Source organism: Amycolatopsis sp. SID8362, assembly GCF_010550475.1.
Lineage (GTDB): Bacteria > Actinomycetota > Actinomycetes > Mycobacteriales > Pseudonocardiaceae > Amycolatopsis > Amycolatopsis eburnea.
The window spans coordinates 1-15112 of record NZ_JAAGNB010001663.1 but is presented as its reverse complement, the minus strand read 5'-3'; the positions used below and the strand labels follow the sequence as shown (position 1 = coordinate 15112).

Genomic DNA, 15112 nt, shown 5'->3' with positions numbered 1-15112 from the left:
CGCGCCGGTCCGGCTGGAGCTGGCCGCCCTGCGCCGTCAGCCGGTGACGCCGGCGCTCCTCCACGGCTTGCTGCCGCCCGCCCGTCGTCAGGCCGCGGCGGCGGTCACGAAGTCGTCGTTCGCCGACCGGCTGGCCGGGCTCGGCGCGGACGACCGGACCCGCCAGGTCCTCGAACTCGTCCGCGGTCTGGTCGCGGGCGTGCTCGGGTACGGCTCGGCGGCGGCGGTCGAACCGGCCCGTGCCTTCAAGGAACTCGGCTTCGACTCGCTGACGGCATTGGAACTGCGCAACCGGCTCGCCGCGGAAACCGGCCTGCGGCTGCCGGCGACGCTCGTCTTCGACCACCCGAACCCGCAGGCGCTCACGAAGTACGTCGTCGAACGGGTTTCCGGCGAGTCGTCGCAGGTGCTGGTGCGGGAGCGCCGGGTCGAGGGCGACCCGATCGTCGTCGTCGGCATCGGCTGCCGCTACCCGGGTGGCGTCCGCGGCCCCGAAGACCTGTGGGACCTCGTCGCCGCGGGCCGCGATGCCGTGGCGGGCCTGCCGGACGATCGCGGCTGGGACCTCGACGCGCTGTACGACCCGGACCCCGACCACCCCGGCACCAGCTACGCCAAGGAAGGCGCGTTCCTCTACGACGCGGCCGACTTCGACGCGGGCTTCTTCGGCATCTCGCCGCGCGAGGCTCTCGCGATGGACCCGCAGCAGCGGCTCCTGCTGGAGACGTCGTGGGAGGCGCTCGAACGCGCGGGCATCGACCCGGAGTCGTTGCGCGGCAGCCGAACCGGCGTGTTCGCCGGCGTGATGTACTCGGACTACGCGTCCCGGCCGCTCGCCGTCCCCGAGGGCGTCGACGGCTTCCTGGGCACCGGCAGTTCGGCGAGCGTGGTGTCCGGCCGCATCGCGTACGCCTTCGGCCTGGAAGGCCCGGCGCTCACTGTGGACACCGCGTGTTCGTCGTCTTTGGTGGCGCTGCACCTGGCGTGCCAGTCGCTGCGGCAGGGGGAGTGCGACCTCGCGCTGGCCGGCGGCGTCACGGTGCTCTCGACGCCGGGCGTGTTCATCGACTTCAGCCGTCAGCGCGGGCTGGCCGCCGACGGCCGCTGCAAGTCCTTCGCCGACGCCGCCGACGGCACCGGCTGGGGCGAAGGCGCGGGAATCCTGGCGGTGGAACGGCTTTCGGACGCCCGGCGCAACGGTCACCCGGTGCTCGCGGTGGTCCGCGGCACCGCGGTGAACTCCGACGGCGCGTCCAACGGCCTGACCGCCCCCAACGGCCCGTCACAGCAACGGGTCATCCGCGCCGCGCTGGCCGGGGCCGGGCTGCGGCCGTCCGAAGTGGACGTCGTCGAAGGCCACGGCACCGGCACGACGCTCGGCGACCCGATCGAGGCGCAGGCGATCCTGGCGACGTACGGCCAAGACCGCACGACGCCGCTCTGGCTCGGCTCGCTGAAGTCCAACATCGGCCACACCCAGGCGGCGGCCGGCGTCGGCGGCGTGATCAAGATGATCATGGCGATGCGGCACGGCGTCCTCCCGCCCACCCTGCACGTCGACGAGCCGTCGTCCCATGTGGACTGGACGGCCGGATCGGTGGAACTGCTGACGGAAGCCCGCGAGTGGGTGTCCGACCGGCCGCGGCGGGCCGGGGTGTCGTCGTTCGGCGTCAGCGGGACCAACGCGCACGCGATCCTCGAACAGGCTCCTCGTGCCCAGGACATTGTTCCGGAACGCGGCGAGACGGGCGTGCTGCCGTGGGTGTTGTCCGGTCGCAGCGAGGCGGCGCTCCGGGCGCAGGCTGCGCGGCTGCAGGGCGTCACCGAGCATCCGGCCGACGTCGGGCTGTCCCTGGCTTCGTCGCGAAGCCGCTTCGCGCACCGGGCCGTGGTCCACGGTGCCACCGCCGAAGAGCTTTTGTCCGGGCTGGCTGCCCTGGTGGACGGCCAGTCCGCACCGAACGTCGTCACCGGCCGCGAACGTCCCGGCCGCCTGGCGGCGCTGTTCACCGGCCAGGGCGCGCAGCGGGTCGGGATGGGCGAGGAGCTTTACGAGCGGTTCCCGGTCTATGCCGCGGCTTTCGACGAGGTCCTCACCCACTTCGATCCCGCGCTCCGAGAGGCGTTCACTACTGCCGAGCTGCTGGATCGCACCGAGTTCACCCAGCCCGCGCTCTTCGCGGTCGAAGTCGCCCTCTACCGCCTGGTCGAGTCCTTCGGCATCCGCCCGGACTTCGTGGCCGGGCACTCGATCGGCGAGATCTCCGCCGCACACGTCGCGGGGGTCCTCTCCCTGGAGGACGCCTGCCGCCTGGTCTCCGCCCGTGCCTCGCTGATGCAGGCGCTCCCGGCGGGCGGCGCGATGGTCTCGATCGCCGCTCCCGAGTCCGAGATCGTCCTCACCGAGGGCGTCTCGATCGCCGCGGTCAACGGCCCCGAGTCAGTCGTCATCTCGGGCGAGGAAACCGCGGTTCTGGCGATCGCGGCGCAGTTCCCGAAGACCAAGCGCCTCGCGGTGAGCCACGCGTTCCACTCGCCCTTGATGGACCCGATGCTCGAGGAGTTCCGCGCGGTCGCCGAGTCGCTGGAGCACCGCTCTGCGACGATACCGGTGGTCTCGAATGTGAGCGGTGCTCTCGCGGAGCCGTTCACCGCCGACTACTGGGTGCGGCACGTGCGTGAGGCAGTCCGGTTCGCCGACGCCGTGCGCACTCTCGAAACCGAAGGTGTGACGACGTTCCTGGAGCTGGGCCCAGACGGCGTGCTCAGCGCGATGACCAGGGAAACCTTGGGTGGAGACTGCGTTGCCGTCCCGGCGTTGCGACGCGACCGCTCTGAAGAGAGAGCACTGCTCACCGCGTTGAGCACTGTTCACGCCCATGGCGTCGACGTCGGCTGGGCGCCGTTCTTCCCCGGCGCCGTTCGCGTCGACCTGCCCACCTACGCGTTCCAGCGCAGCCGGTACTGGCTCGACATGGTGCTGCCGGAGACCGTGGTGCCCGAAGGGGGCGACGCGCCTGCAGCGGTCGAGCCGATCACCGGGCGCCTGGCGGAGCTTCCGGCAGGCGACCGGCCCGCGTGGCTCCTCGCCTGGGTCCGGGCGGAGGTCGCGGCGACGCTCGGGCACCCGTCCGTCGATGCCGTCGAACCGGAATCCGCGTTCGCCGAGCTGGGGTTCACCTCCCTCGGCGTCGTCGAGCTGCGCAACCGGATCAGCGCGGCGACCGGGCTCGAGCTGCCCGCCGCGCTCGTCTGGGACTACCCGACGGTCGCCGAACTAGCCGACCACCTCCTGGCCAACGTCGCCCTGACCGAGCCGGACGCCGGAGGTTCGCTCGGCGCCCTGTTCCGGACGGCCGGGGAAACCGGCCGCACGAACGAGTTCCGAACGTTCCTCGCCACGGCCTCGCAGTTCCTGCCGCCGGCCCCGTGGACCCCGCGTCCGCGGCGCGTGGCGACCGGCGCGTCCCGGCCGCTGCTCTTCGCGTTCGGCACGCTCACCGGCTCGACGCAGTGGTGCGAAGAGGTAACCGCGCGGTTCGACGGCGTCCGCGAGGCGTGGCTGCTGCCCGCGCCCGGCTTCGACGGCGAGACGCCCGCGCCGGCCGACCTGGACACGCTGGTCGCGACGGCGACCGAGGCGATCCGCGCGCAGGCGGCCGGTGAGCCGTTCGTCGTGCTCGGGTCCGGCTCGGGCGCCCTGCTCGCGGCCGCCGTGGCGGACGTGGCCGGGGCGACCGGTGTCGTGCTCGCCGATCCGGCGGAGGTCGAGTTCGACGAGCTTCCCGAGATCGTCACGGACGCCGAACTCACGACCGTCGGCGCCTACCTGCGGCTGTTCGGCGCGGCGGTCGCCGAGCCGCGCGTACCGGTTCTGACCCTGAAGACCGGGGACGACGTGGCCGACGCGGCCCGGCAGCTGCACGCCTGGCTGGTGGAGGAACTGCCGGCGTCGTGCCGGTGACCGGGATGATATCTGATGTTTCGTGCACCACGTCTTGACGAGCTGATCGGAAGGAACCTTTACTAACCGGAGGTCGTCCCCCTCTCACCTTCGGGAGCACGCATGTCTTCACTCCGGCGCATCGCGAGCGCGGCCGCCGCGCTCGCGATCGCGGCAAGCGGTCTCGTCCTGGGCTCGTCCCCGGCGTCGGCCCTCGAAAACGGCCTGCTGCGAACGCCGCCGATGGGATTCAACAACTGGAACTCGACGCAGTGCCGGGCCGAGTTCAACGAAGCCATGATCAAGGGCATCGCGGACATCTTCGTCAGCAAGGGCCTCAAAGCCGCCGGCTACACCTACGTCAACATCGACGACTGCTGGGCGTTGCCCTCGCGCAACTCAGCGGGCGACCTCGTGCCCGATCCCGCGCGCTTTCCCAGCGGTATCAAAGCTCTCGCCGACTACGTGCACGCCAAGGGCCTGAAGTTCGGCATCTACACCAGCGCCGGGACGAAGACGTGCAACACCGCCGGCTTCCCCGGCGCACTGGGACACGAGCAGCAGGACGCCAACCTCTTCGCGTCGTGGGGCGTCGACTACCTCAAGTACGACAACTGCAACAACCAGGGCGTCGACGCCCAGCAGCGGTACAAGGCGATGCGGGACGCGCTCGCGAGGTCCGGCCGCCCCATCGCCTATTCGATCTGCGAGTGGGGGCAGAACAAGCCGTGGACGTGGGCGGCGCCCGTCGGGAACCTGTGGCGCACCACCGGCGACATCTCGGACAAGTGGTCGAGCATGATCGGCAAGGCCCAGACCAATCGGGGGCTCGCCCAGTACGCCGGACCCGGTCACTGGAACGACCCGGACATGCTGGAGGTCGGCAACGGCGGCATGACCGCGGCGGAGTACCGCACGCACTTCAGCCTCTGGGCGATGATGGCGGCGCCGCTACTCATCGGCAGCGACCTGCGGAAGGTGTCCGACGACAACTTCGCGATCCTCAAGAACACCGACGTGATCGCGCTCGACCAGGACCCGCTGGGCAAGCAGGCGACGGTGCTCAGCGCGAACGGTGGACTCGTCGTTTACAGCAAAGTGCTCGCGAACGGCGACCGCGCGGTGGCGCTGTCCAACGAGACGTCGGCGACGGCGACGATCAGCACCTCGGCCTCGGCGACGGGCATCGGCAGCGCGTCGTCGTACACGCTGAAAGACTTGTGGAGCAAAGCCGTCCGCAGCACCACGGGCACGATCAGTGCCTCGGTGCCCTCGCACGCGACGGTGCTGTACCGCCTGTCTTCCGGGGGTTCTCGCTACGAGGCCGAGTCCGCGACCCTCTCCACGGGCGGCACGATCGACGCGAACCACGCGGGCTTCTCGGGGACCGGCTTCGCGAACGGGGCCAACGCCGTCGGCAGCTACGTCGAATGGCAGGTCACCGGCCCGGCGTCGGCGCTGACGTTCGGCTACGCGAACGGCACGACGGCGGCCCGCCCGGTCGACATCGCCGTCGACGGCACGGTGGTGGCCACGGGCGTCGCGTTCCCGCCGACCGGCGCCTGGACGACGTGGAACACGGTGGCGCGGCCCGTGTCGCTGACGGCGGGCGCGCACACCGTGCGGCTCACCGCGACTACCGCGGACGGCCCGGCGAACCTGGACTACCTGGACCTTTCGCGCTAGCCGGGCCGCGGGAGTCGTAGGCGGCGCGGGCCTTTTCCACCTCGTCGAGGTTCGGCGACCACTCGGCGAGGCTGGCGAACAGCGGGCCCAGGCTGCGGCCCAGCTCGCTGATCTCGTACTCCACCCGGGGCGGCACCTCGGCGTGGTAGGTGCGGACGACCAGGCCGTCGCGCTCCAGCTGGCGCAGGCGCTGGGTGAGCACCTTCGGCGTGATCGTGGCGATGCGGCGCTCGAGCTCGACGAACCGCTGCCGGCCGAACTCGTTGAGCGTCCACAGGATCGGCGTGGTCCACCGGCTGAACACGATGTCCACGACCGGGGCGATCGGGCAGGCGAGCTCGGGTGTGGTCCTGGTCACTTTTCGGGCCTCCAGCCATTACTTTCCTCTAGGTACCTACTATACCGGCGAAGGTAGCGTTGCTCGCATGATCGTGATCGTGGGAGCAACGGGAAATGTCGGAACGCCGCTGGTGCGCATGCTGGCGGAAGCGGGGGAAGAGGTGACGGCGGTGTCCCGCCGCATCGCGGAGGCACCGCCGGGAGTCGTGGTCCGGCAGGGGGACCTGGCATCGCCGTCGACGTTGCCGGTCGAAGGTGCGTCGGCCGTGTTCTTGATGGTGCCGCCGGATTTCCGGGGTTCGCTGGCGCCGGTGCTGGCGCGGGCCGGGGGTGCGCGCGTGGTGCTGCTGTCGTCGCAGGGCGTCGGAACCGGACGGCACCCGGCCGTCTTCGAGGAGGAGGTGCGCGCCTCCGGTCTGGAGTGGACGGTGCTGCGCCCGGGCGGGTTCGCGTCGAACGCGTTCCAGTGGGCGGAAAGCGTCCGTTCCGCGCGGGAGGTCGTCGCGCCCTTCGGTGACGTCGCCCTGCCGGTGGTCGACCCGGAGGACATCGCGGCGGTCGCGGCCGCAGCGCTGGTTTCCCCGTCGCACGCGGGCAAAACGTACGTCCTGACCGGCCCGGACCCGGTGACCCCGCGCGAGCAGGCGGCGGCCATCGGCGAGGCGGTGGGGGAGCCGGTGCGGTTCGTGCCCTGGACGCGCGAGGAGGCTCTCGCGGCGATGGTGAACTTCATGCCGGCGGAGGTCGCGGAGTCCACACTGGACATCCTGGGCGCGCCGACGCCGGAGGAGCAGCGCGTGAGCCCGGACGTGGCACGGGTCCTGGGCCGCCCGCCGCGTTCGTTCGCGGAGTGGGCCGTTCGGTTCGCCGGGGCGTTCAAGTGACCGTGCTGTCCTATCAGGAGCAAGGCGCCGGAGCGCCGTTGGTGTTCCTGCACGGCAATCCGACGTCGTCTCAGTTGTGGCGCAACGTGATGCCGTCCCTCCCCGGCCGCCGCCTGGCCCCGGACCTGATCGGCATGGGCGACTCGCCGAGGCCGGACATCGAGTACACGTTCGACGACCACGCGCGCTACCTCGACGAGTGGTTCGACACCCTCGCCTTGGACGACGTGGTCCTGATCGGACACGACTGGGGTGGCGCGCTGGCCGCGGACTGGGCGGCCCGGCACCCTTCGCGGGTGCGGGCCCTGGCGTTCACGGAAGCGGTGCTGAAACCGATGTCGTGGGCGGAGTTCCCGCCCGCGGGAGCCGAGGTGTTCCGGGCGCTCAAGACGACGGGCGCGTCGCTGATCGAGGACTTCGTGCCGCCGGAGTACGCGTTCCAGGACCGCCGTCCGCTGCTGCAGTGGGCCCGCTCGATGCCGCTGGGCGGCGAGCCGGCGTCGGTGGTTGCCCGGATCGAGGCGTTCGACCGCTGGCTCGCGTCGTCCGGCGTGCCCAAGTTGCTGGTGACGTTCGAACCGGGCTACGGGACGATGCTGACGGAGCCGATGATCGACTGGTTCGCCTCGAACTTCGCCGCGCTGGAAGTGGTGCGGCGGCCGGAAAAGGCGGGCCACCACACGCCGGAGGACCAGCCGGAGGCGCTCGCCTCGACGTTGGCGAAGTGGCTAGCAGACACGGTCGCGGACGGTGCCCGCCGGCGCGAACTCGAGCCGGGTGCCGGCGGAACCGGGTAGCAGCACGGCGGTGCCGTCGGCGCGGTTCCACTCGCGGGGGAGCAGCAGCGAGGTGCCGCCGGACTGCAGGACGAGCACGAGCCCGTCGTAGCGGAAGCGGTACTGGGCGTCCGGCGCGCAGGGGGACATGACCACCCCGCGCGCCCGGACGCCGAGGTCCTTTTCGCTGAAGACGACGGTGTCGGGCGTCTTCGGCAGGGCGACTTCGTACTCGTACGCGCGCAGTTCCCCGACGGCCGCGGAGTAGTCGGTGACGGCCCAGAACGCCCCGACGGTGACGAGCACGAAGGTGAACGTCCACTGCACGACGGCGCCGGTGGCGCTCCGGTTCCGCCCGGTGCGTGCCTGGTGCACCCGGTCGGCGAGCGGGAAGCACAGGAACCCCACGGCCAGGCACAACCCGGGCAGCCCGGGGAACCGGTACAGCAAGGCGGGCACGACGAGCCCGGTCAACCCCAGCCCGACGAGCGCAACCCCGGCGACCGACAGCACGGGCACTGCCCGCCGCAGCAGCGTGCGCCAGGCGCGTGGCGAAAGCCGTGCCTCCAGCAACCGGTGCGCCCACAACACCCCGAGCCCCACGGCGGCGACCACGGTGATCGGCACGGTCATCCCGTCGCCGGCGCGGATCAGGTAGTCCGACACGGACAGCCCGAGGACCGAGTAGTGGACCCCGAACCACCCGCAGAAGGCGTTGGCGTGCTGCGTCCCGAAGTAGAAGAGCAGCGCGGTGAGCACGGTGGTGGGCGCGAGGATGGAGCTGAACACCTTGAGCGCCCGCGAAGGCGCGTCCGGTGCTTCGGCCTTGGGCTGCCCGGCTACCCGGCGGAATCGCAGAGGTTGTTGACCACCCACGTGATCGTCCCCCCTTCGTGCAGCGGGTCGGGGATGACGACGTGGTCGATCCAGCAGTCCACGTCTTCGTGCCCGAGGGCGGGGTCGACGTCGAAGGCGATCTTGATGCAGGCGTTGTGCTTCGGGCAGTAGGTGCGGAGCGAGTCGGCGGCGTTGATGGACAGGAAGGAGATGTGGGTGCGTTGCTCGAGGCTGCGCCGGTCCGCCGAGCTGAGCACCCACCGGTCCGGCGGCTTGGGTTGGGGTCTTGGGGTTGTCGGCGGGTTCGGGCGGGGTTTCGGTGCCGGTCGTGTGGTGGCGGCGGGGTGGCTGTGGGTTGGCTGGGGTTCGCTGGTCTCGACCGTGGGGCTCGCTGTGGTCTCTTCGGCGCTCGCCGTCGTCTCGGGCGGGGCCGCGGACGGCGGCTCGGGAGCCCGCCCACAGGCGACGACGACTGCGGCGGCCATCGCCAGGACGGTCGTGGCGCGGATCGATCTGTTCATCGGACATCACCCCTCTCCCCGAGCTGAGCGGGGGAGAGCGGGTGGAAATACAGCGGACACGCTGCCAGAGACCGCAAGGAGCGGATCCACGTGGCGGCGGACTGCTCGGCGCCGTCACGTGGATCCGTTGCCTCCCTCAGCCGGTCAGCATGCTCCGCGGCGGAGCGAGCTGATGACGTTCTGCCGGCCGTACTGGGAGGTGTTGCCGCGCCAGTTGCCGACCGGCCAGGGGGTGCCCGAAATGCTCGTGAAGTTGATGTCGGGGTAGGTGCACCAGACCACTCCGGTCCGGTTCCACACCGACCACACGTGGTCGTTGAGGTTGAAGTCCCGCAGGTCCGGTGCCTGTGACTGGAAGCGCGCCATCGCGCCGTTCCCGTCGGTCGAGTACCACGCGCAGAAGTACCCGTCCGGGCAGTCCCACCAGGCGTCTGCCGAGTCCGTGCCGCTGGTCGACGCCTGCGCCGCGCCGGCTGGCGCGACCACGGCCAGCGTTGCGAGTGCCACCGCCGCGCACATCGTCTTGAACCACCGCATGCCAAACCCCTCTTCTCGGTTCCCCGGCCGGCGCTCGTGCGCGGCGGGTCACCGCAACCACGTCCGGCAAGGAGCCCGGTTGAGGCCCGGCTCCGCACATCACCCACTCAGACCACGTCGAAAGTCTCGCTTGGCAGGCGCGGTGGGCACCAACCGCGGCAACGACGCTGCTCGTCTTGGGGGTTCCGCTGCCCGCGAGCATGGAAGTCATCGGCTGGGGGCGTGGCGGTCTGAACGCTGAACAACGGCCGACCGAAGTCGGGATGACAGGATTTGAACCTGCGACCCTTCGCTCCCAAAGCGAATGCGCTACCAAGCTGCGCCACATCCCGGCACCCCCAGGGGGGTGTGTGATCAGCCTAGCGTGTCACGCTAAGCTGGCCACGCACCCGGGTACCTCCGGGGGCACGCGGGTGTAGCTCAATGGTAGAGCCCTAGTCTTCCAAACTAGCTACGCGGGTTCGATTCCCGTCACCCGCTCCACCGTCGTAAGAGGCGGCGTCGCGAGCTGAAGCGGCGTCCGCCTCCAGCGAAGCCGCTATCACGTCCAGGAGCTTGTCCGTGTCGACCGGCTTCGTGATGTAGTCGTCCGCGCCGCTGGCCAGCGTGCGGGCTCGGTCCTCCGCCGTCGCCTTCGCCGTCACCGCGATCACCGGCAGGTCGGCGTTGGCTGCCTCCGCGCGGATCGCCGCGATCGTCGCGTTGCCGTCGAGTTCCGGCATCATCACGTCCATCAGGACCAGCGCCGTGTCCTCGTTGCGCTCCAGGGCGCGGATGCCGTCCACGCCCGTCTCCGCGTAGATGACCTCCAGGCCCGCCTGTTCCAGGACCGCGGCCAGGGCGAACACGTTCCGGAGGTCGTCGTCGACGATCAGGACCTTCTCGCCGTGGAAGCGCTTGGGTGTGACGTCCGGGGCCGCCACCACGACCGTGCTCGGGACCGGGGGGAGCTTGGGCGGGGACGGCACCGTCACGGCCGGGTCGACCAGGTTGGCCGCCGCCACCGGGAGGTACAGGGTGAACGTCGAGCCGACGCCCGGTTCGCTCACCACGCGCAGCTCGCCGCCCAGCAGCTCGGTCAGCTGCTGGCTGATGTTCAGGCCCAGGCCCGTGCCGCCGTACTTGCGGCTCGTCGTGCCGTCCGCCTGGCGGAACGCCTCGAAGATGACCGCCAGCTTCTCCTCGGGGATGCCGATGCCCGTGTCCTCGACCGCGAACGCGATGATTCCCGGGGCATTGCGAAGCGCCTCCTGCTCCACCTCCGCCGGGTCGGCCGCGCGGATGTGCAGGCGGACGCCGCCCTCGTCGGTGAACTTCGCCGCGTTCGACAGCAGGTTCCGCAGGATCTGCTGGAGGCGGTGTTCGTCCGTGTGGACGCTGCCCGGCACCGGCGGGTCGATGTGGACCGCGAACTCCAGGCCCTTGTCCGCGGTCAGCGGGCGGCACAGGGACTCGACGTAGTCCACCAGCTCCGGCAGCGTGATGTCGGACATCTGCATGTCCAGCCGGCCCGCCTCGACCTTGGCCAGGTCCAGTATGTCGTTGATCAGCTGCTGCAGGTCGGACCCGGCCGCGTAGATCGTCTTCGCGAACTGGATCTGCTTCTCCGTCAGGTTCCCTTCCGGGTTCTCCGACAGCAGCTTCGCCAGGATCAACGCGCTGTTCAACGGCGTGCGCAGCTCGTGCGACATGTTCGCCATGAACTCGGTCTTGTACTGCGACGCCACCGTCAGCTGCCCGGCGCGCTCCTCCAGCTCCTGGCGGGCCTGCTCGATCTCGCTGTTCTTGACCTCGATGTCGCGGTTCTGCTGGGCCAGCAGCGCCGCCTTCTCGGCCAGCTCCGTGTTCGACCGGCGCAGCTCGCCCTGCTGGGCCTGCAGCTGCTCCGACCGCGCCCGCAGCTCCTGCGCCAGCCGCTGCGACTCGGTGAGCAGCGCTTCCGTGCGCGAGTTCGACAGGATCGTGTTCACGTTGACGCCGATGGTGTGCCGCAGCTGCTCCAGCAGGTCCTGGTGGACCGTGCTGAACTCGTTGACCGAGGCCAGCTCCAGCACGCCGAGCACCTCGCCCTGGAACAGCACGGGCAGCACGATCAGGTTCACCGGCGCGGCCGAGCCGAGGCCGGACGAGATCAGCGCGTACTCCGGCGGGGCGTTGTGGACCAGGATCGTGCGCTGGTCGACGGCGGCCTGGCCGATCAGCGACTCGCCGATCCCGAACCGCAGGCCGGCGCGGGACTGCGCGAGCCCGTAGGCCGCGATGCACTCCAGCACCGTGCCGTCGCGGTCGTCGTCGCGGGCCAGGAAGAACGCGCCCTGCTGGGCCTGGACCAGCGGGGCCAGCTCGGACAGGATCAGCGCCGCGACCGACGTCAGGTCGCGGTGCCCCTGCATCCGGCCCGACAGCTGCGCGAGGTTCGTCTTCAGCCAGTCCTGCTCGCGGTTGGTCCTCGTCGTCTCCTTGAGGTTCGCGATCATCTGGTTGATGTTGTCCTTGAGGTCGGCGACCTCGCCGGACGCGTCGACCGCGATGTGCCGGGTCAGGTCGCCGGCGGTCACCGCCGTCGCGACCTGCGCGATCGCGCGGACCTGCGTGGTCAGGTTCCCGGCCAGCTGGTTCACGCTCTCGGTGAGCCGCTGCCAGGTGCCCGACACGCCGTCGACCTCGGCCTGGCCGCCCAGCTTGCCCTCGGTGCCGACCTCGCGCGCCACGCGCGTGACCTCCGAGGCGAACGCCGAGAGCTGGTCGACCATCGTGTTCATCGTGGTCTTGAGCTCGAGGATCTCGCCGCGGGCGTCGACGTCGATCTTCTTCGTCAGGTCGCCCTTCGCGACCGCGGTCGTGACCTGCGAGATGTTGCGCACCTGGCTGGTCAGGTTGTGCGCCATGAAGTTGACGTTCTCGGTCAGGTCCTTCCAGGTCCCGGCCACGCCGGGCACCCGCGCCTGACCGCCGAGGATGCCTTCGGTGCCGACTTCGCGCGCCACGCGGGTGACTTCGTCGGCGAACGCGCGCAGCGTCTCGACCATCCCGTTCAGCGTCTCGGCCAGCGCCGCGACCTCGCCCTGGGCGACGATCGAGATCTTCTTCGACAGGTCGCCGTTGGCCACGCCGGTCGCGACCGTGGCGATGCTGCGCACCTGGTCGGTCAGGTTGGTGGCCATGACGTTGACGTTGTCGGTGAGGTCCTTCCACGTGCCGGCGACGCCGCGCACGGTGGCCTGGCCGCCGAGGATGCCTTCGGTGCCGACTTCGCGCGCCACGCGGGTGACTTCGTCGGCGAAGGCGGAGAGCTGGTCGACCATCGTGTTGAGCGTGGTCTTGAGTTCGAGGATCTCGCCGCGTGCGTCGACGGTGATCTTCTGGGTCAGATCGCCCTTCGCGACCGCCGACGTCACCGTGGCGATGTTCCGGACCTGGTCGGTCAGGTTGTTCGCCATGAAGTTGACGTTGTCGGTGAGGTCCTTCCAGGTCCCCGCGACCCCGGGCACGGTGGCCTGGCCGCCGAGCTTCCCCTCGGTGCCGACTTCGCGGGCGACGCGGGTGACTTCGTCGGCGAAGGCGGAGAGCTGGTCGACCATCGTGTTGAGCGTGGTCTTGAGTTCGAGGATCTCGCCCCGGGCGTCGACCGCGATCTTCTGGGTCAGGTCGCCTCGCGCGACGGCGGTGGCGACCTGGGCGATGTTGCGCACCTGGGTGGTCAGGTTGTTCGCCATGAAGTTGACCGAGCCGGTGAGGTCGCGCCAGGTGCCGGCGACCCCCGGGACCTGCGCCTGCCCGCCCAGCTGGCCCTCGGTGCCGACTTCGCGGGCGACGCGGGTGACTTCGTCGGCGAACGCCGAGAGCTGGTCGACCATCGTGTTCATGGTCGTCTTGAGCTCGAGGATCTCGCCGCGCGCGTCGACGGTGATCTTCTGCGTCAGGTCGCCCTTCGCCACGGCGGTGGTCACGTGCGAGATGTTGCGGACCTGGTCGGTCAGGTTGTCGGCCATCCCGTTGACCGAGTCGGTGAGGCTGCGCCACGTCCCGGCCGCGCCCGCCACCTCGGCCTGGCCGCCCAGCTTGCCCTCGGAACCGACTTCGCGCGCCACGCGGGTGACTTCGCCCGCGAACGCCGAGAGCTGGTCGACCATCGTGTTCAGCGTGTTCTTCAGCTGCAGGATCTCGCCGCGGGCGTCGACGTCGATCTTCTTCGTCAGGTCGCCGTTGGCCACCGCGGTCGCCACCTGGGAGATCCCGCGGACCTGGTCGGTGAGGTTGTCGGCCATGAGGTTGACCGAGTCGGTCAGGTCGCGCCACGTCCCGGCGACGCCCGGGACCTGGGCCTGGCCGCCGAGCTTGCCGTCCGAGCCGACCTCGCGGGAGACGCGGGTGACCTCGTCGGCGAACGCCGAGAGCTGGTCGACCATGGTGTTGATGGTGTTCTTGAGCTCGAGGATCTCACCGCGGGCGTCGACGTTGATCTTCTGGGTCAGGTCGCCGCGCGCGACGGCCGTGGTGACCTGCGCGATGTTGCGGACCTGCTCGGTGAGGTTGTCGGCCATGAAGTTGACCGAGTCGGTCAGGTCGCGCCAGGTACCGGACACGCCCGGGACGACCGCCTGGCCGCCGAGACGTCCCTCACCCGCGATTTCGCGGGAGAGCCTCGTCACTTCGGCGGCGAAGCGGGACAGCTGCGCGATGAGGCCGTTGACCGTCTTGGCCAGGGTGGCGTACGCGCCCTGCAGCGGGCGGCCGTCCAGGGTGAGGGACATCGGCTGGGACAGGTCGCCGTCGGCGACGCCGCCGAGCACGCGCTCGAGCTCGATCGCCGGCCGGGTGAGGTCCTCGACCAGGCCGTTGACCGCGTCGACGGCGGTGCTCCAGCCGCCGGGGCCGACTTCGCCCTCCAGGCGTTCGAGCAGCCTGCCTTCCTGGCCGACGGCCGTGCGCACCCGCAACAGCTCGCTGACCAGCCGCTGGTTGCGCTCGGCGATGTCGTTGAACGCCACCGCGAGCTGCGCCGAGATGCCGTCGCCGTGCGGAACGAGCCGGCGGCGGAAGTTGCCGTCCCCGAGATCCCGGACCGCCACGAGCAGCCGTTCCAGCGCGGCCGCTTCGCTCTGGGATTCCGTTGTCATGTGTGCCGACCCTCTCCACCACGCATGCGCCAGCCATGGTCGTCGACCCAGCGTGCCATGATTCGCCCTACACTTCGAGCCAGTCCGCCCACCACGCGGTAGCCGTGCGACAGCAGTCCGGAGGCAGGAGGTCCGTGCATGGTGTCACGTCCGGCCCCGGCGTCGGCGGCCCTGCCGCCGATGACCGGTGAGGACGGGCCGCCGGGCTTCGACGCCTTCGGGCGGGCCGTCCTCGAAGACGTGCGCGACGCGGTGTTCCTCACCGACGCCGAAGGGGCGCTGCGCTGGGCGAACCCGGCGGCGCGCACGCTGACCGGCAGCGCCGAGCCGCGGCTGCACCCCATCGCCGAGACGTCGGGACACGTCGAGGTGGCGGGCCACAAACGACCGGCGCGCATCCGGGCCCTCCCCGGCGGCTGGCACGCCTGGACCGTGCCCGCGGAGGACGTCCCCCAGCGGCACGTCGGCG

General features: G+C 70.7%; 10 protein-coding genes and 2 tRNA genes. 6 read left to right on the top strand and 6 right to left on the bottom strand.

Features of this window, described 5'->3' with window-relative positions; translation table 11 throughout:
- Together G3I65_RS51170 and G3I65_RS51165 are read left to right on the top strand one after the other, a co-directional pair.
- Positions 1 to 3964: type I polyketide synthase (locus G3I65_RS51170; protein WP_203612736.1), on the top strand; the 3964-nt coding region annotated here is incomplete at its 5' end.
- A 102-nt stretch (positions 3965 to 4066) separates the two neighbouring features.
- On the top strand, positions 4067 to 5629 hold the full coding sequence (locus tag G3I65_RS51165) for a carbohydrate-binding protein (RefSeq protein ID WP_160703183.1): 1563 nt from the start codon (positions 4067 to 4069) through the stop codon (positions 5627 to 5629).
- Here the strand turns inward: G3I65_RS51165 and G3I65_RS51160 are convergent.
- On the bottom strand, positions 5580 to 5987 hold the full coding sequence (locus G3I65_RS51160; protein ID WP_160703181.1) for a helix-turn-helix domain-containing protein: 408 nt from the start codon (positions 5985 to 5987) through the stop codon (positions 5580 to 5582). The genes G3I65_RS51165 and G3I65_RS51160 overlap by 50 nt on opposite strands.
- Positions 5988 to 6054: 67 nt before the next feature.
- Here G3I65_RS51160 and G3I65_RS51155 point away from each other — a divergent pair, with 67 nt between their 5' ends.
- Together G3I65_RS51155 and G3I65_RS51150 are read left to right on the top strand one after the other, a co-directional pair.
- Entirely contained in the window at positions 6055 to 6852 is a 798-nt protein-coding gene (locus tag G3I65_RS51155; RefSeq protein ID WP_160703179.1) for an NAD(P)H-binding protein, read from the top strand.
- The gene (locus G3I65_RS51150) at positions 6849 to 7649 is read left to right on the top strand and encodes an alpha/beta fold hydrolase (RefSeq protein WP_160703177.1); all 801 of its coding nucleotides are present in this window, start codon (positions 6849 to 6851) and stop codon (positions 7647 to 7649) included. Before G3I65_RS51155 ends, G3I65_RS51150 begins: the two co-directional genes overlap by 4 nt.
- Here the strand turns inward: G3I65_RS51150 and G3I65_RS51145 are convergent.
- The 4 genes from G3I65_RS51145 to G3I65_RS51130 form a co-directional block, all read right to left on the bottom strand.
- A complete protein-coding gene (locus G3I65_RS51145) occupies positions 7581 to 8417 on the bottom strand; it encodes a hypothetical protein (RefSeq protein ID WP_160703175.1) in 837 nt (278 codons plus the stop codon). The two genes, G3I65_RS51150 and G3I65_RS51145, sit on opposite strands and share 69 nt — an antisense overlap.
- A 50-nt stretch (positions 8418 to 8467) precedes the next feature.
- Positions 8468 to 8986 (bottom strand): hypothetical protein, encoded by a 519-nt coding sequence (locus G3I65_RS51140; protein ID WP_160703173.1) that lies wholly within the window; start codon positions 8984 to 8986, stop codon positions 8468 to 8470.
- A 144-nt stretch (positions 8987 to 9130) separates the two neighbouring features.
- Positions 9131 to 9523 (bottom strand): peptidase inhibitor family I36 protein, encoded by a 393-nt coding sequence (locus G3I65_RS51135; protein WP_160703171.1) that lies wholly within the window; start codon positions 9521 to 9523, stop codon positions 9131 to 9133.
- Between the two features lie 258 nt (positions 9524 to 9781).
- Positions 9782 to 9855, bottom strand: a tRNA-Pro gene (locus tag G3I65_RS51130).
- A 77-nt stretch (positions 9856 to 9932) separates the two neighbouring features.
- On the opposite strand from G3I65_RS51130, the gene G3I65_RS51125 reads away from it, so the two are divergent.
- A tRNA-Gly gene (locus tag G3I65_RS51125) sits at positions 9933 to 10006 on the top strand.
- On the opposite strand, the gene G3I65_RS51120 is transcribed toward G3I65_RS51125, so the two are convergent.
- Positions 9958 to 14643, bottom strand: coding sequence for a HAMP domain-containing protein (locus G3I65_RS51120; RefSeq protein ID WP_160703185.1), 4686 nt, complete (start codon positions 14641 to 14643; stop codon positions 9958 to 9960). The two genes, G3I65_RS51125 and G3I65_RS51120, sit on opposite strands and share 49 nt — an antisense overlap.
- Before the next feature lie 138 nt (positions 14644 to 14781).
- Here G3I65_RS51120 and G3I65_RS51115 point away from each other — a divergent pair.
- A partial coding sequence (locus tag G3I65_RS51115; protein WP_160703169.1) for a PAS domain-containing protein occupies positions 14782 to 15112 on the top strand: 331 nt, incomplete at its 3' end.